18 protein-coding genes are annotated in these 18,754 nt (G+C 58.3%); 9 read left to right on the plus strand and 9 right to left on the minus strand.

Annotated features, from left to right (window positions below):
• Window positions 1–15: 15 nt before the first annotated feature.
• Window positions 16–585 (plus strand): transglycosylase SLT domain-containing protein, encoded by a 570-nt coding sequence (locus E8M78_RS17565; RefSeq protein ID WP_137136266.1) that lies wholly within the window; start codon window positions 16–18, stop codon window positions 583–585.
• On the opposite strand, the gene E8M78_RS17570 is transcribed toward E8M78_RS17565, so the two are convergent.
• The 6 genes from E8M78_RS17570 to galE form a co-directional block, all read right to left on the minus strand.
• The gene (locus E8M78_RS17570; protein WP_137136267.1) at window positions 579–986 is read right to left on the minus strand and encodes a RidA family protein; all 408 of its coding nucleotides are present in this window, start codon (window positions 984–986) and stop codon (window positions 579–581) included. The genes E8M78_RS17565 and E8M78_RS17570 overlap by 7 nt on opposite strands.
• 57 nt (window positions 987–1,043) lie before the next feature.
• A complete protein-coding gene (locus E8M78_RS17575) occupies window positions 1,044–2,237 on the minus strand; it encodes a DUF4214 domain-containing protein (RefSeq protein ID WP_137136268.1) in 1,194 nt (397 codons plus the stop codon).
• 207 nt (window positions 2,238–2,444) lie between these two features.
• A complete protein-coding gene (locus E8M78_RS17580; RefSeq protein WP_137136269.1) occupies window positions 2,445–3,053 on the minus strand; it encodes an alpha/beta hydrolase in 609 nt (202 codons plus the stop codon).
• Window positions 3,054–3,070: 17 nt separating this feature from the next.
• Complete coding sequence (locus E8M78_RS17585; protein WP_137136270.1) at window positions 3,071–3,997, minus strand: VOC family protein; 927 nt, start codon at window positions 3,995–3,997, stop codon at window positions 3,071–3,073.
• Between the two features lie 132 nt (window positions 3,998–4,129).
• Window positions 4,130–4,825, minus strand: coding sequence for a uracil-DNA glycosylase (gene ung, locus E8M78_RS17590; RefSeq protein WP_137136271.1), 696 nt, complete (start codon window positions 4,823–4,825; stop codon window positions 4,130–4,132).
• Between the two features lie 16 nt (window positions 4,826–4,841).
• Complete coding sequence (gene galE, locus E8M78_RS17595) at window positions 4,842–5,831, minus strand: UDP-glucose 4-epimerase GalE (protein ID WP_137136272.1); 990 nt, start codon at window positions 5,829–5,831, stop codon at window positions 4,842–4,844.
• A 164-nt stretch (window positions 5,832–5,995) separates the two neighbouring features.
• Between galE and E8M78_RS17600 the strand changes: the two genes are divergently transcribed.
• A complete protein-coding gene (locus E8M78_RS17600) occupies window positions 5,996–6,355 on the plus strand; it encodes a YbaN family protein (RefSeq protein ID WP_137136273.1) in 360 nt (119 codons plus the stop codon).
• A gap of 193 nt (window positions 6,356–6,548) precedes the next feature.
• Window positions 6,549–9,221, plus strand: coding sequence for a malto-oligosyltrehalose synthase (gene treY, locus E8M78_RS17605; RefSeq protein ID WP_137136274.1), 2,673 nt, complete (start codon window positions 6,549–6,551; stop codon window positions 9,219–9,221).
• Window positions 9,222–9,655: 434 nt separating this feature from the next.
• Here treY and E8M78_RS17610 read toward each other — a convergent pair whose 3' ends face one another.
• Window positions 9,656–10,567 (minus strand): alpha/beta hydrolase-fold protein, encoded by a 912-nt coding sequence (locus tag E8M78_RS17610; protein WP_137136275.1) that lies wholly within the window; start codon window positions 10,565–10,567, stop codon window positions 9,656–9,658.
• Between the two features lie 190 nt (window positions 10,568–10,757).
• On the opposite strand from E8M78_RS17610, the gene E8M78_RS17615 reads away from it, so the two are divergent.
• From E8M78_RS17615 to E8M78_RS17635, 5 genes are read left to right on the plus strand one after another with little or no spacing between them, the layout of a single operon-like run.
• A complete protein-coding gene (locus E8M78_RS17615) occupies window positions 10,758–11,672 on the plus strand; it encodes a siderophore ABC transporter substrate-binding protein (protein WP_137136276.1) in 915 nt (304 codons plus the stop codon).
• Window positions 11,673–11,720: 48 nt separating this feature from the next.
• Window positions 11,721–12,680, plus strand: a complete 960-nt coding sequence (locus E8M78_RS17620) for an ABC transporter permease (protein WP_137136277.1) — start codon at window positions 11,721–11,723, stop codon at window positions 12,678–12,680.
• Window positions 12,681–12,690: 10 nt separating this feature from the next.
• Entirely contained in the window at window positions 12,691–13,623 is a 933-nt protein-coding gene (locus E8M78_RS17625; protein ID WP_246658379.1) for an iron chelate uptake ABC transporter family permease subunit, read from the plus strand.
• On the plus strand, window positions 13,620–14,378 hold the full coding sequence (locus E8M78_RS17630) for an ABC transporter ATP-binding protein (RefSeq protein WP_137136278.1): 759 nt from the start codon (window positions 13,620–13,622) through the stop codon (window positions 14,376–14,378). The genes E8M78_RS17625 and E8M78_RS17630 overlap by 4 nt, the downstream gene beginning before the upstream one ends.
• Window positions 14,379–14,399: 21 nt before the next feature.
• Entirely contained in the window at window positions 14,400–15,257 is an 858-nt protein-coding gene (locus tag E8M78_RS17635; RefSeq protein ID WP_137136279.1) for a glycerophosphodiester phosphodiesterase, read from the plus strand.
• 56 nt (window positions 15,258–15,313) lie between these two features.
• Here the strand turns inward: E8M78_RS17635 and E8M78_RS17640 are convergent, their stop codons facing one another.
• Window positions 15,314–15,652, minus strand: coding sequence for a hypothetical protein (locus tag E8M78_RS17640; RefSeq protein WP_137136280.1), 339 nt, complete (start codon window positions 15,650–15,652; stop codon window positions 15,314–15,316).
• Window positions 15,653–15,949: 297 nt separating this feature from the next.
• Between E8M78_RS17640 and E8M78_RS24075 the strand changes: the two genes are divergently transcribed.
• The gene (locus E8M78_RS24075) at window positions 15,950–17,770 is read left to right on the plus strand and encodes a methyl-accepting chemotaxis protein (RefSeq protein WP_137136281.1); all 1,821 of its coding nucleotides are present in this window, start codon (window positions 15,950–15,952) and stop codon (window positions 17,768–17,770) included.
• Window positions 17,771–17,830: 60 nt separating this feature from the next.
• On the opposite strand, the gene E8M78_RS17650 is transcribed toward E8M78_RS24075, so the two are convergent.
• On the minus strand, window positions 17,831–18,541 hold the full coding sequence (locus tag E8M78_RS17650) for a GntR family transcriptional regulator (protein ID WP_137136282.1): 711 nt from the start codon (window positions 18,539–18,541) through the stop codon (window positions 17,831–17,833).
• Between the last annotated feature and the right edge of the window lie 213 nt (window positions 18,542–18,754).

The following is an 18,754-nucleotide window of genomic DNA, read 5'->3' on the forward strand; positions in this document are numbered from 1 at the left end:
TTGAGAGGACCAGCGATGCGTTATGCGTTTTTCATCGCCCTTCTCTTTCTTGTCGGCTGCGGAACAGCGCCGAGCAGGATTGATAATGCGTGTGCAATCTTCAAGCAGCGCGACGGGCTCTTCAACAACTGGGCACGAGAGGCAAGACATGCTTCCCGCCAATATGGCGTGCCTGTACCGGTCTTGATGGCCACGATTTACACCGAATCCGGCTTCCGCGCCTATGCGCGTCCGCAGCGAACCTATCTGCTTGGCTTCATTCCGTGGAGCAGGCCGTCGACGGCTTACGGCTACGCTCAGGCGCTGGATGGAACATGGGCAGTCTACAAGCGCGAAACCGGCAGCTGGGGCGCAAGCCGCAGTAATTTCGGCGATAGCATTCACTTCGTTGGCTGGTATCACAACAAGAGCAACAAGCGGAACGGCATCGCGCTCAACGATACCTATCGCCTTTACCTTGCCTATTATGCCGGACACAAGGGCTATGAGCGCGGCCAGTTTACCTCGGCCATTCGTGCAGCAGCCCAACGCTCCGCTGGAATTGCGGAGCGCTATGAGCGGCAGCTCAGGGCTTGTGGCTACTGATAGATCAGCTTTGCCGCCGTGACTTCCACCTCCACCAGAAATTCCGGCCTCGTGAAACCGCTGACGATGATCAGCGTCGAGACCGGTTTCGGATCCAGCGTATAGCGGTCGCGCACTGCCATATAGGGTGCGAAATCCTCACGCTTCGTCACGAAGCCCGATATGCGGATGACATCGGCAAATGTCATGTCCGCCTCTTCCAGAATGGCCTTGATCGCCTCGAAGCACAGTTCGGCCTGCGCTGTCACATCCGGCGGAATGCTGTCATCCGGGGCGATGCCGAGCTGGCCAGACGTGACCAGCAGCGAAGCGCCGGGCGGCACCAGAAGTCCATGATTGTAGGCTCCGAAGGGCTTGCGGACCGATGGCGGGTTGAAGACCTGTTTTACACTGGCTGGCATGCATGGCCTCCCCGAATCTGGATGGTGCGGAGAGACCATAGCACCGCCGGATGCCGATCACACGTACCAGATGCCATCCTTCACGGCTGCCGAAACGCGCGCCTGGTTTTCCGGGCTTTCCGAGAACTGGACAAGAAGATCGGCGCGGTCATTCGTGCCTGTGTCCAAGCGGGAAACCCAGAAGTTCAGGCCGCCCTGATCAAAGGCTCGGCCAAGCGTATGCTGGTACAGAAGCTCAACATATTTGGTGTTGGTAACGGTGGCAGCCGTGCCATAGGTCTGTACGAATTCTCGCGATGCCAGAAAGTTTTCTGCGACATTCTTCAGGCGGACGCCCTTGTCCATTTCCTTGATCCAGAAAGACAGCCCGCCTGTATCCGGCGCGCGCTCGAAGGCTGCCTGATACAGGCGATAGGCCGAACCGGCAATTTCGCTCGCGCCTCTATCGAAGGCCAGCGTGCCATCGGAAAACTGGATGCGCTCGATGGAAATTAGCGTATCAGTGCCGCCACCAAGCTTGTCGATCTTGACGGTCGACGTCGTATCCAGCCGATAATCCGAGCGCTTGCCGGTATAGACAGCCGTATCTACGCCATTGCCGCCGTCCATGGTATCAGAGCCGCCGCTTTGGTTGAGACGGTCATTGCCGCCAAAGCCCTGCAGCACATTATTCTGGTCGTTGCCGGAAAGGATGTCGTTCCCCTCGCCGCCGGTCATGGGTCCGGTGACAACGGGCGCCCCTGCCGGGTCCGCGGCCTTCCCGAACCAGACATGCGCAACACCCTTGTAGATGCCGACGCCGATGGCGTTCCAGGTCATGGTCGACCAGGTGTTCTTGTTGGTGATGACATCGTTGTGCGGTGCCGAACCCTGCCAGCTTTTCAACGCATCGGCCGGCGTCATCTCTCCGCCGTTATTGGGAATGCCGGTGCTGATTTCGTATCCGTAGAAGTCGATGCCGGTGGAAGCCTTGTAGCTCGTGTTCAAGCGCTGCGGGGCCAACCACATGTTGGTCCAGGTCGCATTGTTGTTGCTGTCGTAAGGCGCATCGCTCCAGCTATGGCCGTTATAGCCGCCCATGTTTTCGCTTTGGTCCAGCGCGTGGCGACCAGCCGTGATCGTCAGACCGACGGAGAGCGGAATAGACGGCAGACCCAATGTCGCCCGATAGTTCATGATGAGATTGTAGAGCTCAAGTTCGGCAGCAGACAGCCCGTCCTGCGAGCTGTCGGTATAGTAGTTGGTTGGCATGTGTCCCCTCAACAAACATGAATATATGTCATGTATTCACGCTGAAGTTGAGATTAACATATGTCAAATTTAAACAAAATAGTGTATGCAGTTTTTCTCTACTCGAAAGCAATATTCGTCAGCGAAAGCAACTTCTGGTCAGGCCACGAAAACTTGCAACCTTGACGATGATGGCATGACGATAACCATGCGTCATGCCAACATTTTTTATGCATTGTAGGGCTCGAGAAACGCTTTTACTGCCTCGATCTCGTTGCCACGGATCTCGTGCCCGCCCGGATGCCAATCGACCTGGACATCCTCGCCTTGCGCCGTGAAGTAATCGGCAAGTCCCTTGGTCAAAGGCACCGGACAGATCGGATCCCGCTCTCCCGCCGTAATCAGGATCTTCCCTTGTCCTGCTCTCGCCTTGGGCTGGAACGGGATGAGCGGGTGCATCAGCACCGAGGCGTCGAAAAGATCCGGCTTTTCAATCACCACATTGGCAAGGATGTTGGCGCCATTGGAGAACCCGAGCCCAAGCACAGGACCGGCCTGATAGTGCTCCTTGCAGGCAGACACGAATTCCGCCATCCGCTTCGTGGCGCGGGCCAGATCATCGAGATCGTAGACGCCTTCCGCCTTGCGACGGAAGAACCGCGCAGCGCCCCGTTCTGCCACATCGCCACGCGGTGAAATCACCGTCGCATTCGGAAGCAATCGGCTGGCAAAATCGAAGAACTGGTTCTCGTCTCCGCCCGTGCCATGAAACACGAAGAGAATCGGCGCCCCTGCCGCACCGGGCCGCGCCCGGTGCACATAGCTTTCCATAGTCATGATCTGATCCTCACGGTTCAAAGCTTTTCCAAGTGCTCTTCGAGGTAGGAGCGAAGATGCGCATGCTGAGTGGGAAGCTTCAACGCCTCGCCAAGATACGCTGTATCTTCGTCACGATCGAAGCCCGGTTCGTTGGTCGCGATCTCGAACAGCACGCCACCCGGCGTTCGGAAATAGATGGCCCAGAAGTAATCGCGGTCTATCACCGGCGTCACCTGATAGCCTGTGTCCATCAGAGCCTTGCGAACCTCAAGCTGCTTTTCACGGTTTTCGACGGCAAAGGCGATGTGGTGAACCGAGCCGGCACCGAGATTGGCGCGGGCAATGTTCGGCATGGTTTCGAGATCGATGAAGTCAGCGCCATTGCCGCCGGGAATGCCCAGACGCACCACGCCATCGGCGCGATCCACTTCCTCATAACCCATAAACTTCAGAAGCTCTGCCGTCGCACCCTCATCCCGCAACCGCATGGTAGCAGAATGAAAGCCACGTATGGCGTGGTCGGCATCAACCCCGTTGCCTGTCCAGGCAGCGCGGTCGTCGTCCTTTACTTCGACAAGTGCGAAGCCATCGCCATCCGGACCAAAGAAGTTGAGACGCTTTTCCCCGAATGCTTCATCTACCTTGAGCTCCAGATTGCCCTTGGCGGCCAGACGATTGCCCCAATAGGTCAGCGACCCTTGCGGAACGGAAAAGACAGTGGTGCCAACTTCGCCCGTACCGGGACGCCCCCTGGCGATGTGCGGGAACGGAAAATAGGTCATCACCGATCCTGGCGTGCCCACCTCATCGCCGTAATAGAGGTGATAGACATCCGGCGCATCGAAGTTGACGGTCTTCTTCACCCGGCGGAGCCCGAGCGTATCGGTGAAGAAGTTGTTATTGGTCTTGGCATTGGCTGCCATCGACGTAACGTGATGCAGTCCCTTGATCTGGTTCAACATGGCAGAACTCTTTCGATCCCTGCGGCTGCGGTTATTCGCGCCGCTTGTCTGGACCGGAAGATGGCGCGAGACACGCCGGTTTCATAGACTGAACAATCAGAACGCATTGTTCACAAATTGGAGTGAACTGATTTAAGCTGGTCGTTCCGGCAATTGCCAATCCACCGGGTCCCGTCCATTGGAGATGAGATAGGCGTTGGCCTTGGAAAAATGGCCCGAGCCGAAGAAGCCGTTATGGGCGGAAAGCGGCGACGGATGCGGTGCCTTCAGCACCAGATGGCGGCGCTGATCGACGAAGGCTGCCTTCTTCTGGGCGTAAGAACCCCACAGCATGAAGACCACATGGTTGCACTCCTCGTTGACGGTGCGGATCACTGCATCGGTAAAGCGTTCCCAACCCTTGCCCTGATGAGCGGCAGCCCTGCCCTCTTCCACCGTCAGCACACTGTTCAGCAGCAGAACGCCCTGACGCGCCCAGTGTTCGAGAAACCCGTGCCTTGCCGGGGGAATACCCAGATCGCTTTGCATTTCCTTATAGATGTTGACGAGCGACGGCGGTATGCGAATGCCGGGCTGCACGCTGAAGCATAGGCCATGGGCCTGGCCTGCGCCATGATAGGGATCCTGTCCCAGGATCACCACCTTCACCTCATCGAGCGGCGTCAGGTCCAGTGCACGAAAATATTCGGAGCCTTTGGGGAAAATGTGCTTTCCCGCTTCCTTTTCCTTGAGCAGAAACGCCCGCAGATCGGACATGTAGGTGCTGGCGAATTCGCCGGAGAGAGCGGCCTTCCAGCTCTCCTCCAGTTTGACAGTCGGCTCCGTCATGTCTGTCTGCTCCGCTTCAGGTAATCGGATGGTTGCTGCGCGAATGCCAGTTCCAGGCAGAGCGAATGATATCGTCCAGACTGTAACGTGGCTCCCAGCCAAGCACGGCCTTTGCCTTGTCGTTGTTGGCAACCAGAGATGTGGAGTCGCCCTCGCGCCGGTCAACATACTCCACCGGGAAAGGCTTGCCGGATACGGTGGAGATGGCCGCCAGCAGTTCCTTCACTGTCGTGCCAGTGCCTGTGCCGAGGTTGAGTTCCACTGTCTCACCGCCTGCCAGCAGATAATCCACGGCCCGCACATGGGCATCCGCCAGATCCAGCACATGGATGTAATCGCGCACGCAGGTTCCATCACGCGTATCGTAGTTCGAGCCGAACACCTTGAAGCCCTGACGGCGACCGAGGGCGGCATCAATGGCGAGCGGTATCGCATGCGTTTCCGGCTGGTGCCATTCGCCGATGCGACCTTCAAAATCGGCACCAGCGGCATTGAAATAGCGCAGCATGACAGAGCGAAGGCCCTTGTACTGCCCGTAATCCTTCAAAGCCTGCTCAATGATGAACTTCGTCCGCCCATAGGGGTTGATGGGTGCCTGCCCGTGGCTTTCATCCATCGGCACCTGCTGCGGCAGACCATAGGTGGCGCAGGTAGAGGAAAAGACGAAATTCTGCACGCCCGCATCCATGGCGGCTGACAGAAGGGTAAGCGCCCCGATCACATTGTTATCGTAGAAGGCGACCGGATTCTTGACGGACTCACCCACCTCGATCAGCGCCGCAAAGTGAAGCACCGCATCCGGCTTGTGGGTGGCAAACACCTCATCCAGCCGGGCGCGGTGGCGAATATCACCCTCTTCCAGCGGTCCCCAGCGAACGAATTCGGAATGCCCGTTGGAAAGATTATCGAAGACAATGGGCTGGTAACCGCGCTCATTCAGCACGAGGCAGGTGTGAGAGCCGATATACCCCGCGCCGCCGACGACAAGCACCTTCTTTTGTACCATGAATGATTCGAAGCTCCCCAAAATCCTCGGCGCGACTATATAGCCGACTGTGACAATTGCCAGCATCGCGCGATGTCATGGAACTTGAGATACGAAGAAAAGATTTCCGCAGCGCTTTCGCCTCGGCTATCGTGCCAGCAAGCAAACAGGATGCGGCATTTCTCATGCGATTGGTGTACTTGGCTCTCGGCTGGTTCTTCGTAGGTCTGGGCCTGCTGGGTGCATTTCTGCCGCTGCTTCCCACAACTCCCTTCCTGCTTCTGGCCATTGCCTGCTTCACCCGCTCGTCACCGCGTCTGGAAGCCTGGCTTCTCAACCACCCCCGCTTCGGCCCGCCCCTCATCGCCTGGCGGGAAAAAGGGGCGATACCGCGCCGCGCAAAGATACTGGCGGTTGGAATGATGGCCGTCAGTTACGGAGTTTTCCTGTTCGGCACCTCGCCGACGTTATGGCGAGCATTGCTGGTGCTCACCATTCTGGCTGGCTCCTCGATCTTTATCGTGACGAGACCGGACAGCACCTGAGTCACAGGAAAAATCCTGACTGACCGCGTGCAGCCAGCAATTCGGTTGCAGCGCGGGAACTGCTTGCCCTGACTGGCGTTTCGATGGCTCGGCATTCGCTAAAGTCTTTTTGTTTGACGCATTTCCGGACGGAAAACCGCAATGACACTTTTCCTTGAAATGCTCTGATACCCGCGTCGGAGGCGCACCAAGCTTGACGATCCCTACATCCACCTACCGGATCCAGTTCCGCAATGGCATGACCTTCGACAAGGCGGTCGAGCTTGTTCCCTATCTGCGCGACCTTGGCATCAGCCACCTTTATGCCTCTCCCGTATTTACCGCTGCCAAAGGCTCCACCCACGGCTATGATGTTGCTGACTGCAACGAGATCGAGCCCGAAATCGGCGGGCGCGAAGGGTTTGACCGGCTAAGCGCCGCCTTGAAAGAGGCGGGCCTTGGCCTCATCATCGACATCGTCCCGAACCACATGGCATCCGCTCTCGAAAACCCTTGGTGGCGCAGCATTGTGGAATGGGGCAGGGAAAGCCGCTACGGCCACTTCTTCGACGTCAACTGGATGCGCAGGCTGACGCTGCCCTTCCTGGGCGATGACTTCGACAAGGTTCTTGAGGCCGGTGACATCACCCTGCTTTATGATGCAGAACACGGCTGCCTAGCGCTGGGTTACTTCGAAAGTCATTACCCGATTGCACCCTCCACCTATGTCCTTTCGCTCGGCCGTATCGACCACCCACAGGCGGGCGCACTGATTGCACTTGGCCGTGAAGCAAAGCCCGAAGAGAAAAAGGCATTTCACCAGTCGGTTCGTAACCTTTTAGGTGTCGACCACGCCGAAAGCCTGAACGCGTCTCTGGCGCAAATGGCGTCGAACAAGGATTTCCTTGCCAGCCTGCATGAGGCGCAGCCCTATCGCCTGATGTCCTGGCGTGATGCGCCGCGCGACCTCAGCTATCGGCGGTTCTTCGAGATTACCGGGCTCGCAGGCCTGCGTGTGGAAGACGAGGAGGTTTTCCTCGAAAGCCACCGCCTGACGCTGGAACTGGTCAAAAATGGGCAGGTGGACGGTCTGCGTATCGACCATGTGGACGGTCTGGCGGATCCCGGTCGCTATCTCGCGCGGCTTCGGGATGAAGTCGGTCCCAAATGCACGCTGCTGGTGGAGAAGATCCTGGCTCACGGAGAAAGTCTTCCGGCGAACTGGCCTATCTCAGGCACTACCGGCTATGAATTCATCTCCTCCCTGTCTGATGTCCTGATCGAGCCGTCCGGCTTGGAGACCATGCGGCAGAGCTATGCTCAGCTTGCCGGTCAGTCGATCGACGTGGAGCAGGAAATCCGCAAGGCCAAGGGGCTGATGGCGGATGTCAATTTCGAAGGTGAGTTCCGCACGCTGGTCACCACGGGGCTGGAGATCGCGCAGGGGCATCAGGGACAGGGAAGCGCCGCACTCGATGACGCGGCATTTTCACATGCGCTCCGCGAGCTGCTGATCGCTTTCCCGGTCTACAGAACCTATGGGAACGCGATTGGTCTGGAGCCCGCAGATCGCCAGCGACTGAGCGAGGTTCTGACCAAGGTTCGGGACGGCAAAGAGCCACCGGATGCTGAGGCTCTGTCGATGATTGCCCGCATTCTGATCGGAGATGTCGACCAGACATCCGATGCAAGAGCTGCTGTCTTCCGGACACGCTTCCAGCAACTCACAGGTCCGCTGATGGCAAAGTCCATTGAGGACACCTTGTTCTTCCGCCTCAACCCGGTGCTCGCTCTGAATGAAGTGGGGGCCGAACCCCTGCCCCGCAGCTTCAGCCTGCAGAACTTTCATACGGACATGAAACTGCGTCAGGCCCAACAGCCGGAAGGACTTTCCGCCAGCACGACACACGACACGAAACGCGGCGAGGATGCCCGCGCGCGCCTCTACGCCCTGACGGAACAACCGGACAGCTTCGCCAAAGCGATCAGCGACTGGCGGGAGAAGAATGCCGTTGGCCTCGTTCAACTGAACGACGGACCCGCTCCAGAGCCGGAGGTGGAGTGGCTTTTGCTACAGGCCCTCGTCTGTGTCTGGCCGCATGACCTTGATCCGGGAGACGCCGAGAGGCTGAAAGCACTCGAAGCGCGGTTCCTGCCTTACGTCGAGAAATCATTGCGGGAAGCAAAGCTCAAAACCAGCTGGAACAACCAGAATGCAGGCTACGAGAAGGCAGTGCTCGCCTATGCCGCCCGCCTGCTTGCTCCGGAGACGCTGGCCTTTCGCGAGGATTTTCTCAACCGCATGCGTCCCGTCATGCTGGCAGGGGCCGTTAACTCGGTCACGCAAACCTTGATCAAGCTCACCGCTCCGGGAGTTCCTGACATCTATCAGGGCAGCGAAACAATGGATCTCAGCCTTGTCGATCCCGATAATCGGCGCATGCCCGACTATGACCGATTGCAGGAGATGCTCGATCATACGCCAGACGCTGCCGATCCTGAAGCATGGTTAGCCGGGCATCTGAAGCAGCATCTCATTGCAACATTGCTGAAGTTGCGCCAGCAGCATCCGGATCTCTTCTGGCACGGCGAATATCTGCCGCTGACCATTGCCGGAGAAAAGCGGGATCACGCCGTGGCATTCGCTCGAAAGCTTGGCAAACAGACACTCCTTGTCATCGCCCCGCGCTTTGTGCTGTCAGGCATCCAGGGAATGAACACCCTGCCTTCAGCCGATTTCTGGTACGGAACCGGCGTTTCCCTGCGGGATCTGCCATCGGGCGAAAGGCTGACCGACATCTTCTCAGGCCGCACCTATGAGCACGGCGAGCGCCTGATGCTGGACGACATATTTGCCGAGCGTCCCTACGCTGTCCTGCTGAGCTGAATTGTAAAAGCCCCTTCGTCCGACCGGATGAAGGGGCTTCTCGATGCAAAGCAAAAAAATGCCTGATGTTACCAACCGGCGCTTTTGATCAGATCAGTTGCATTGCTCAGGCGATACCGACGAACGACAAAACGGCAAGAACGATAACAACGGCTCCAACGAGCCAGACGATGCTGTTCATGTTTTTCCCTCCAGTATTAATGGGGTCGAATGTGTGCCCAATGGGGCCGATACGATCAGGACAGACCGATAAGGTTCAGGATCGCGATCACGATGACAACAGCTCCCACGAGCCAAACGATGCTGTTCATTTTCCCAAGCTCCCTTTCGTTTCGCTGCATCAACGGCACGCATCGCAAATGGTTCCACAACGAAAGGGGGAGCGTTCCGGACGGCAACCGGTTCGGAAAACGCGCTCGAGCAGTTTTCCATATTTAGCTCTGACAAGCCCATTCCAGAATTTGCGGCAAGGCACCCAGAAGCGTCGCGCCGTGCACATGCCCCTCCAGCACATGGGAGGAAACGGAAAGAACAGGCACTGTCGACAACCGCTTGATAAGCTCCATGGTTTCCGGCGCAGGTCCCGTGGGCGGCGGGCCTATATCGTTTGAGCGCTGCTCCTTGTCACCGAGAGAAATAAACAGACGTTTGCGGCTCGTCAGGTTCCAGTCGGCCTGCCGCTCCAGCCGCTCCATCGGCTCCATGGCCCACCAGAGCGAGGGGCTGACTGGCGCATAGGAGGAAAAGGCATCCGGTTGGCGGAAAAGCGTAATCAACGTCATCAATCCGCCGAAAGAATGACCGCCAAGGGCGCGGCGCGCTGGATCGATTGCCAATCCCTCTTCAGCCATTAAACGCAGGTCACCGGTCAGAAGCGGCAGAAACTCGAAGGCTCCGCCAATCCGCCGCTCTGGCCGCATGGGGTCTGCCTGCGGGCTCTCCCCCGTTCGCGGCGGCGTATAATCCAGCGTGCGCTCCACCATGGCGAACTTGCGCGGCGTATCATAGCCAAGGCCGATCACGATGAGGTCTGGCGCGCGGGCCAGAAGCTCTACCGTCAAGTCATCGAAGATGGCGTTTCCATCCAGCAGGTAGAGAATGGGAAAGCCCGAAGGAGGCGCTGCTGTTTTGGGTATCGCCCGGAAAATGCGAAACCTGCGCCCGTTCGAAAGCGTCACGGCACGATTGTCGAGCCGATGCGTCGGCACATCTTGCCTGAAGATATCCAGCGTCGTTTCCGCGACCCGCATCTGGGCATAGGTCAGGCTTGGCTTTGTCACAGTCGACATGATCAGCAATGGCAATCCGGTGAGAACAGAACGGCGGGCGAACGCGACGGGGAGCATGGTTCCTCGCTTTTTCAACAGGCATCAGGGACAGTGCATGGCGATTTCCCGGCGTTGTGATCGGTTGCGGCATATAATTCTTGACGAAGTTACACTGCTTTAAATAAGTGAACCCAGCTTCTCAACTTATAAACGCCGGTAGATGGCCTTTTTTCGGGCCCAACCGGATGGGTGCCAAGGATCAATCCCCATGTTGCTCTCGACGGTTCGCACACTTGCTCTCTCCGCTGCGCTGGCATTCAGTGCCTCTCACGCCCTGGCGGCGGACATCACCATCCGCCACGCGCAGGGCGAAACGAAGCTTACTGAGACGCCGAAGAAAGTGGTCACCTTCGACCTTGCAGCCCTCGATACGATGGATGCGCTGGGCGTTCCCGTGGCAGGCGTGCCCAAGGCCCTGATGCCTGACTACCTTCAGAAATACGTGTCAGGTCCTGTTCCCAAAGTCGGCACGCTGTTCGAACCGGATTACGAGGCAATTGCCGAACTTCAGCCGGACCTGATTATCGTGACCGCTCGTTCCGCCAGCAAATTGAAGGAGTTGTCAGCCATTGCTCCCACCGTGGATCTCTCTGTCGATGGCGACACCTTCCTGAAGCAATCGGAAGAGAACATCCGCACACTTGCGAAAGTGTTCAATAAGGAAAGCGAAGCTAACAGACTCATCGAAAAGCTGAATTCGTCGACAGCCGAGTTGAAGCAGAAGACAAAGAATGCCGGCAAGGGCCTGCTGGTCCTGACAACCGGCGGTAAAATGAGCACCTATGGTCCCGGCTCCCGTTTCGGTGTCCTGTTTTCCGACTACGGCATGACTCCCGCCGATGCAGCGATCAAGGCGGATAATCACGGCCAGCCGATTTCCTACGAGTACATTCTGGAAAAGAACCCGGACTGGCTGTTCGTCATCGACCGCGATGCCTCGATCGGCAACAAGGGCGAAGCAGCCTCCAAGCTTTTGGACAATGACATCGTACGGCGTACCACCGCCTGGCAGAAGAACCATGTCGTCTATCTCGACGGCCTGTCGCTCTATGTGGTAGGTGGCGGTTTGACTGCGCTTCAGAACACGGTGGACCAGTTGAACACCGCGCTCGCAAAGCCCTGAGCCGATAGGCGGCGCGCGCCCGGTTGCCGCTTAGCCTGAAATCAGCCCATGCGTCTGACACTTGCCCTCATCGCACTTCTCTGTCTCGGTGTCACCAGCCTGTTCTTCGGCGTGAGTGACATCTCCCCGCTTGCCCTGTTGAGCGGTGAGGCAGACGAGAAGGCCGTGCTGGTGCTTTTGGCAAGCCGCCTGCCCCGCACGCTGGCGCTCGTTCTTGCAGGCTCGGGGCTCGCCGTCTGCGGCACGCTGATGCAAATGTTGGCGCGAAACCGGTTCGTCGAACCCTCCACCGCAGGCACGGTGGAATCTGCCAGCCTTGGCATGCTGATTGCGCTGATCATCTCGCCCAACATGCCGGTGATGGGGAAGATGGCCTTTGCGGCAGGGTTCGCACTTCTCGGAACCGCCCTCTTCCTTGCTATCCTACGTCGCATTCCATTGCGCTCGGTCGTCATGGTGCCGCTGGTGGGGCTGATGCTGGGAGGCGTCATCTATTCGGTTGCCGCCTTCATCGCCTACCGGCTGAACCTCATGCAATCGCTCGCCGCCTTCGAAAGTGGCGACTTCTCCTCTGTGCTTCGCGGGCGCTACGAAATCCTCTGGCTTTCGCTCGTCATGACGATTGCCGCCTATGTTGCCGCAGACCGCTTCACGCTTGCCGGATTGGGCGAGGAGTTCGCCACCAATCTGGGGCTGAATTATCGCCGCATCATGATGCTGGGGCTCATCATCGTTTCCATGGTCACGGCCTGCGTCGTCGTCACTGCGGGTGTTATTCCGTTCCTGGGCCTCATCGTGCCGAACGTCATCAGCATGATCATGGGCGACAGCCTGCGCCGCACCCTGCCATGGACGGCAATCCTTGGCGCGGGGCTTGTGCTGGCCTGCGATATCATTGGCCGCATCGTTGTCTGGCCCTTTGAGGTGCCGGTGGGCGCGGTGCTGGGCGTGCTGGGTAGCGCCTTCTTCCTCTTCCTCCTTTTCAGGAGGCAGAGCCGTGCGGCGTAACCCCTTCCCGATCCTTGCTATTCTGGGTCTGATTGCCGTAGTCGCGGCAATCGGTTTCATGACGATCGGAGCCCGCGGCAGCTGGAGCTTTATCCTTACTTTCCGAGGTACGAAGCTTCTGGGCATGGTGCTGGTCGCCTATGCGATTGCGCTGTCCACTGTGTTGTTTCAAACCATCACCAACAACCGCATCCTGACACCATCCATCATGGGTTTCGATGCGCTTTACGGCCTGTTGCAAACACTTCTGGTGCTGGTCTTCGGGGCAACCTTCATCTCAGGGCTCGATCCGCGCCTGCTTTTCGTCATCGAAGTCACGGTCATGATGGGCTTTTCGCTCATCCTGTTTCGCCTGCTGTTTTCCGGGGCGCTGAAGAGCCTGCATCTGTTGATGCTGGCAGGTGTCGTGCTGGGCATCATGTTTCGCAGCCTGTCCGGCTTTCTGCAGCGGATCATCGATCCGAACGATTTCCTCGTTCTTCAGGATCGTCTGTTTGCCAGCTTCAATTCCATCGACAGCCAGTTGCTGGGTATCTCCTTCGTGCTGGTTGGGCTTGTCTCGACTGTTGCCTGGCGGATGGGCCACAGTTTCGATGTCATGGCGCTGGGGCGCGAGACCGCCATTTCGCTGGGCGTGGACCACCAACGGCAGACCCTCATCATCCTGCTTCTGGTGTCTGTCCTCGTCTGTGTTTCGACTGCACTGGTCGGCCCCGCAACCTTCTTCGGCCTGCTGGTCGCAAACCTCGCTTACATCATCATGCCGTCCGCCAAACATCGCCATGTCATTCCGGCGGCCTGCCTGCTGGCCATCATCACGCTGGTGGGCGGACAGACACTGCTGGAACGTGTTTTTGCCTTCAATACTGCGCTCTCCATCATCATCGAGTTTGCCGGCGGCCTGTTCTTCATTCTCTTCCTGCTCAGAGGAGCGATCCGATGATCGACATCCGTGATGTCAGCAAAACCTATGGCTCGACCGTGGTTGTCGATGGCGTTACACTGACCCTGCCGAAGGGTGGGCTGACCGCCATCATCGGTCCGAACGGCGCTGGCAAATCGACGCTGCTATCCATGGTGGCCCGCCTTCTGCCCATGGATTCCGGACAGGTGATGGTGGACGGACTGGATGTCGCCCGCACGCCGGGCGATGCGCTGGCGCGTCGTCTGGCCTTTCTGCGGCAGGATAACCACATGGTCGCCCGCCTGACGGTGCGCGATCTCGTGACCTTCGGCCGCTACCCCTATTCCAGGGGCCGCCCGACGCGGGAGGACCTAGGCCATGTCGAGCGGGCGCTCGGCTATCTGGGCCTGAGTGATCTCTCCGAACGCTATCTGGATGAGCTGTCCGGTGGCCAGCGCCAGCGTGCTTTCGTCGCCATGGTGCTGTGCCAGGATACGGACTACATGCTGTTCGACGAGCCGCTGAACAATCTCGATATCCGTCACGCTGTCGGTATGATGAAGCTCCTGAAGGGCGCCGCGCAGGATTTCGCCAAGACAGTGGTCGTCGTGTTGCACGATATCAACTTCGCCTCCTGCTACGCGGATCACATCGTCGTCATGCGCGATGGCAAACTGTTTCTTCAGGGAACGCCGGACGATATCGTGAGACCGGAGATCCTGACATCGATCTATGCTACGGACTTTGCTGTCCACGAACTCGATGGTCACCGGATCGCCACCTATTTCACCTGATTTCTTCTGATGGAACCCGCCATGCCAAATGCTAGGCCCGGTCTCGACATCGTCCACGATGGGCACCGCATACGGCTGAAATGGCATCGCCTGCGGCTTTCGCTGGATTGCCCGCTGTTTTCCGCCGAAACCATGGCGGAGGGTTTTCGCTTTGGCGCCTCCATGGAACTGGACCTGCGGGTGCGCGGCGATGGCGGCTTTGTCGTTCTGCACGACAGTGACCTCGAAGGCGAAACCACGGGTTACGGGCCGGTTTGCAAGGCTGATGCGGCGACGATCCGAACACTGTCCATGAAGTCCAGCGGAACCACGCCCATTCTTTCGGAAGATCTGGCAGGGCTCATGCAGACAGCTCACCCGGAAGCGCTTCTCCAATTCGACATGAAGGACGACCTGAAGACGATTGGCGAAAAGGGTCTGGATCATCTGGCTCGAACCTTTGCGGGCCTTGGCCGGTTCATGATCGTCAGCGGCGCTGACCTCGATCTGATTGAAGCGATGAAGACACGCTTGCCCGACGCACAGCGCGGCATCGACCCGACCAACAAACTGCTGGCACTGCTGCGCCAGAAAGGCCCTTCTGCGGTCGAGGAAGTATTGCGCGCCGATTGTCTGGGACCAACCGAGCCGCAGATGATCTACCTCTCCTGGCCGCTGATCCTTGAAGCCCATGCGGCGGGTCTTGATCTCATCGGACTTTGTCACTCTCTCGACAAGACAGTCGATGCCTGGACCTTCAACATGGTGGATCGCAACAAGGGTTTCTCGCAGGACGAATGGCTGCGGTTCTCGATGCTGATGAGCCTGAGGCCAGACCAGATCACCACGGATGAAGCTCCGGCAACGGAACACGCATGGCTTGCCCGCTACGGACCATAAACGCAAAGAACCCGCCGGGTGGCGGGCTCTTGCAGATAGGTTTGGGATCTGTCAGATCAGATTTCCGGGCAGCCGCGCTCGTTGGCGAAGGTAATGCGCTCCAGTCCACGGCGCGTATAGCCTTCGACGATGACACGACCGGGGGTGACACGCACCACTTCCGGGTCACGCAGACCTGCTTCACGAGCGGCAGCACGGGCCTCGCGCTCATCGCAACCACGCGGAGGCGGACGGCGGCGATCGGGCTCCGGGCCGCGCGGATCGCGAATGACGGGGCGAACGCCATCCGGGCCAATTCGCAATTCCAGATCTTGCGCTCCTGCCGGGACTGAACTGACGACGGCTGCTGCTGCCATGGTGAGCGCCACTCCGGCTGCCTGGATCGCCTTAAACATCTTTCCTCCTTGTGCGCCTTTCGAGCACATCAATCGAATATCATCCCGGCAAGAACGCCGAACGCGCCAACCGGTTCCAAGAGGATAACCGCTTCGGATGGAACACAACAGTCCAGCCTTCGCCCGATTCTTGGTAAATCGATTTATTCGCATCATCAGTAATAATTACACCATCACTTAACCATTTCCACTGCACAACTTCTTGAGGCATAACGAGGAGATGAAGCGTCTTCTGTTTTAGTGCTTTTTCATATGTGTGGCGTATTTAACGTCTCGTCCTGAACATAAAGGTTTACCATGCTGAGCAGCCTTTCAATCCGAACCAAGATCGTCTCACTTATCCTCTTCTTCGGCTTGTTTGCGCTTGCAGGTATGCTCTACCTCAGCAGCCGGTTCGACGACGTGAACGACCGCTATGCGGATTTCATCGCACAAAAGGCGTCGTCGGCCGTCCTGGGCGCGCGCTCCTCGGCAGGCATGTGGACGGCAGTCAATGCGATTTCCCGAGTGGCGCTCAATGAGCCAGGCACCCCGTCCTATGATGAGGCAAAGGCCGCTTTCGTGCGCAACCTGAACGGCGCTCGTCAAAAGCTGGTCGACATTTCGAAATCCGTCCCCGCGACCCAGCCAGCGGTGGCCGAACTTCAGGGGCTGATGGACCAGTTCAACGCTCAATATGACAAGGTTGTTGCGGCGAAGGAAGCAGGCAAGACGGATGAGGCATTGGCCGTGGTCCGCGGACTGGACAAGCTTTCGCAAACCTTCTCCGAGAAGTCCGGCGCCAACAACACGAACCTGACCAATCTTGTTGAGACGGGTGGCAAGCAGATTTCGCAGGAAACCGACAGTGTGATCCACACCAGCATGATCGTCATGTCGCTCGGAATTCTGGCCATCATCGGTGCCGCTGTCTATGTCTGCCACGCAGGCATCACACAACCGATGGAAAAGCTTCGCAACCGCATGTCGTCGCTGGCAGACGGTGAGGCAGCCGCACCCATCGACGGCATTGATCGTGGTGACGAGATCGGCGCCATGGCAAAAACTGTCGAAGTGTTCCGCATGAATTCGCTGGAGCGCATCCAGCTTGAACAGCGTGCAGAAGAAGCCCGCAGCCAGACGGAAGCGGAGCGTGTAGCCAACGAAGCCATCAGGGCTGAGGAAGCTGGCGTGCTGGCGGATGTCGTGCAGTCGCTCGCATCCGGCTTGAAGGCCTTGGCCGAAGGCGACCTTTCTTTCCGCATCACGCGTCCCTTCTCCCCGAAACTCGATGGCCTGCGAACCGATTTCAACCATTCGCTGGAAAAAATGGCTGAAGCCATGCAACTGGTCGGCGGCAATGCCAATGCCATCACGGCCGGCGCCAACGAGATCCGCTCCTCCAGCGATGATCTTGCGCGCCGCACGGAACAGCAGGCAGCTTCCATCGAGCAAACGGCTGCCGCGCTTGAGGAAATCACGACGACGGTTCGCGATGGTGCAAAGCGTGCTGAGGAAACACGTCGCCTCGTGACGGCAACCGGCGAAGATGCACGCAAGTCCGGCAGCGTGGTCCGCTCCGCCGTGGACGCGATGCAGGCCATCGAAACTTCGTCCGGCGAGATTTCCAACATTATCGGCGTGATCGACGAGATCGCATTCCAGACCAACCTTCTGGCCCTGAACGCTGGCGTTGAAGCCGCCCGCGCTGGTGAAGCAGGCAAGGGCTTTGCCGTCGTCGCTCAGGAAGTGCGCGAACTGGCGCAGCGCTCTGCAAAGGCAGCAAAGGAAATCAAGGATCTGATCCAGGCCTCCAGCGGACATGTTGCGCGCGGGGTTTCACTGGTCGGCGATACCGGCAAGGCGCTGGAAGGCATCGTCAACCAGGTTCAGCAGATCACATCCAATGTACAGGCGATTGCTGAAGCCTATCGCGAACAGTCGCTCGGTCTGCAGGAAGTCAACACCGCCGTTAACTCCATCGATCAGGGCACCCAGCAGAATGCGGCCATGGTGGAAGAGGCAACGGCAACCTCGCATAACCTCTCGGTAGATGCGAACGCGCTTATCCAGCTGCTCGGACAGTTCCGCCTGCCCCAGGCTGGACAGCAGAGACAAGGCTTCAGCCGCGCGGCTTGAGTATCTTTCCGCATGAAGTTGCAAAAGGGCTTCCTCACGGAGGCCCTTTTCTTTTGACGCTCAGATGTCCAGCGCATCCTTCAACGCCAGGCCATCGCGCACGCGCAGATCCAGATCCGCTTCGATATGGTCTATGTGATGCAGCATGATGGCGCTCGCCCGTGCCGCATCGCGCGCTTCCAGCGCCTGCAGAATATCGGCATGCTCATTGTGGCCGCACCGCGAAACGCCTGTGTTTCCATAGAGCGCGATGACGAGTGATGAGCGCGCCACCAGTTCGTCCATGAACCGTTGGAGAATGGCATTGCCGGAAACCTCTGCCAGCATCAGGTGAAAATCGCCCGACGCCTTGATCTCTGCTCGCCGCGCCGCCGGTCCGCGCTGGCTCATGTAGCGCGTTTCTTCCTCCAGATGCCGCCGAAAGCGCTCCAGATCACTAGAGGTTATGCGCTCCACCGCAGCAAGCACGATGCCGGGCTCCAGCAGGCGCCTTGAGGCGAAGACCTGACGCGCCTCATCGGGCGTCGGATTGGATACAAAAGCACCCCTGTTTCGTTCCGTCTTTACCAGGCCCTCAAAGGCGAGCATCTGAAGCGAAGCGCGAACGACGGTGCGGCTGGCCTCGAATAGCGTGCCGACTTCACTTTCCGAAAGCTTGGTCCCCGGCGCCAGACGGCGGTCGACAATCGCATTGCGGAGCGCATCCCGAATGGCCAAGGCCCGATCGTCTGGAGCAATATCAAAAGGAGAAATCTTGTCACTGATCTGCATGGCGGGATCCGGTTTCCGGCAGATTGTACCCTGAGATTCGGCACAAAGGAAAGCGCGTTCAGTTTGAATGACGCATCGAATACAATAATCCTACAGTATCGTATACGATCGCAAAAATTTTGAGCAAGTCGTGCCCCTTCATTGTGCGTGCAGTGCACAAATTAACAGGGCCTTGCATTCCGACCTCCGGAAATGCCGCAGGAATGAACTTGG

Source organism: Rhizobium sp. FKY42 (genome assembly GCF_005222835.1).
In the GTDB taxonomy this organism is placed as follows: Bacteria; Pseudomonadota; Alphaproteobacteria; order Rhizobiales; family Rhizobiaceae; genus Neorhizobium.

Excerpts from the sequence above, each read along its gene's own strand:
- E8M78_RS17565 (WP_137136266.1), top strand. The coding sequence starts at position 16 with ATGCGTTATGCGTTTTTCATCGCCCTTCTCTTTCTTGTCGGCTGCGGA.
- E8M78_RS17570 (WP_137136267.1), bottom strand. The coding sequence starts at position 986 with ATGCCAGCCAGTGTAAAACAGGTCTTCAACCCGCCATCGGTCCGCAAG.
- E8M78_RS17575 (WP_137136268.1), bottom strand. The coding sequence starts at position 2,237 with ATGCCAACCAACTACTATACCGACAGCTCGCAGGACGGGCTGTCTGCT.
- E8M78_RS17580 (WP_137136269.1), bottom strand. The coding sequence starts at position 3,053 with ATGACTATGGAAAGCTATGTGCACCGGGCGCGGCCCGGTGCGGCAGGG.
- E8M78_RS17585 (WP_137136270.1), bottom strand. The coding sequence starts at position 3,997 with ATGTTGAACCAGATCAAGGGACTGCATCACGTTACGTCGATGGCAGCC.
- ung (WP_137136271.1), bottom strand. The coding sequence starts at position 4,825 with ATGACGGAGCCGACTGTCAAACTGGAGGAGAGCTGGAAGGCCGCTCTC.
- galE (WP_137136272.1), bottom strand. The coding sequence starts at position 5,831 with ATGGTACAAAAGAAGGTGCTTGTCGTCGGCGGCGCGGGGTATATCGGC.
- E8M78_RS17600 (WP_137136273.1), top strand. The coding sequence starts at position 5,996 with ATGCGATTGGTGTACTTGGCTCTCGGCTGGTTCTTCGTAGGTCTGGGC.
- E8M78_RS17610 (WP_137136275.1), bottom strand. The coding sequence starts at position 10,567 with ATGCTCCCCGTCGCGTTCGCCCGCCGTTCTGTTCTCACCGGATTGCCA.
- E8M78_RS17615 (WP_137136276.1), top strand. The coding sequence starts at position 10,758 with ATGTTGCTCTCGACGGTTCGCACACTTGCTCTCTCCGCTGCGCTGGCA.
- E8M78_RS17620 (WP_137136277.1), top strand. The coding sequence starts at position 11,721 with ATGCGTCTGACACTTGCCCTCATCGCACTTCTCTGTCTCGGTGTCACC.
- E8M78_RS17630 (WP_137136278.1), top strand. The coding sequence starts at position 13,620 with ATGATCGACATCCGTGATGTCAGCAAAACCTATGGCTCGACCGTGGTT.
- E8M78_RS17635 (WP_137136279.1), top strand. The coding sequence starts at position 14,400 with ATGCCAAATGCTAGGCCCGGTCTCGACATCGTCCACGATGGGCACCGC.
- E8M78_RS17640 (WP_137136280.1), bottom strand. The coding sequence starts at position 15,652 with ATGTTTAAGGCGATCCAGGCAGCCGGAGTGGCGCTCACCATGGCAGCA.
- E8M78_RS24075 (WP_137136281.1), top strand. The coding sequence starts at position 15,950 with ATGCTGAGCAGCCTTTCAATCCGAACCAAGATCGTCTCACTTATCCTC.
- E8M78_RS17650 (WP_137136282.1), bottom strand. The coding sequence starts at position 18,541 with ATGCAGATCAGTGACAAGATTTCTCCTTTTGATATTGCTCCAGACGAT.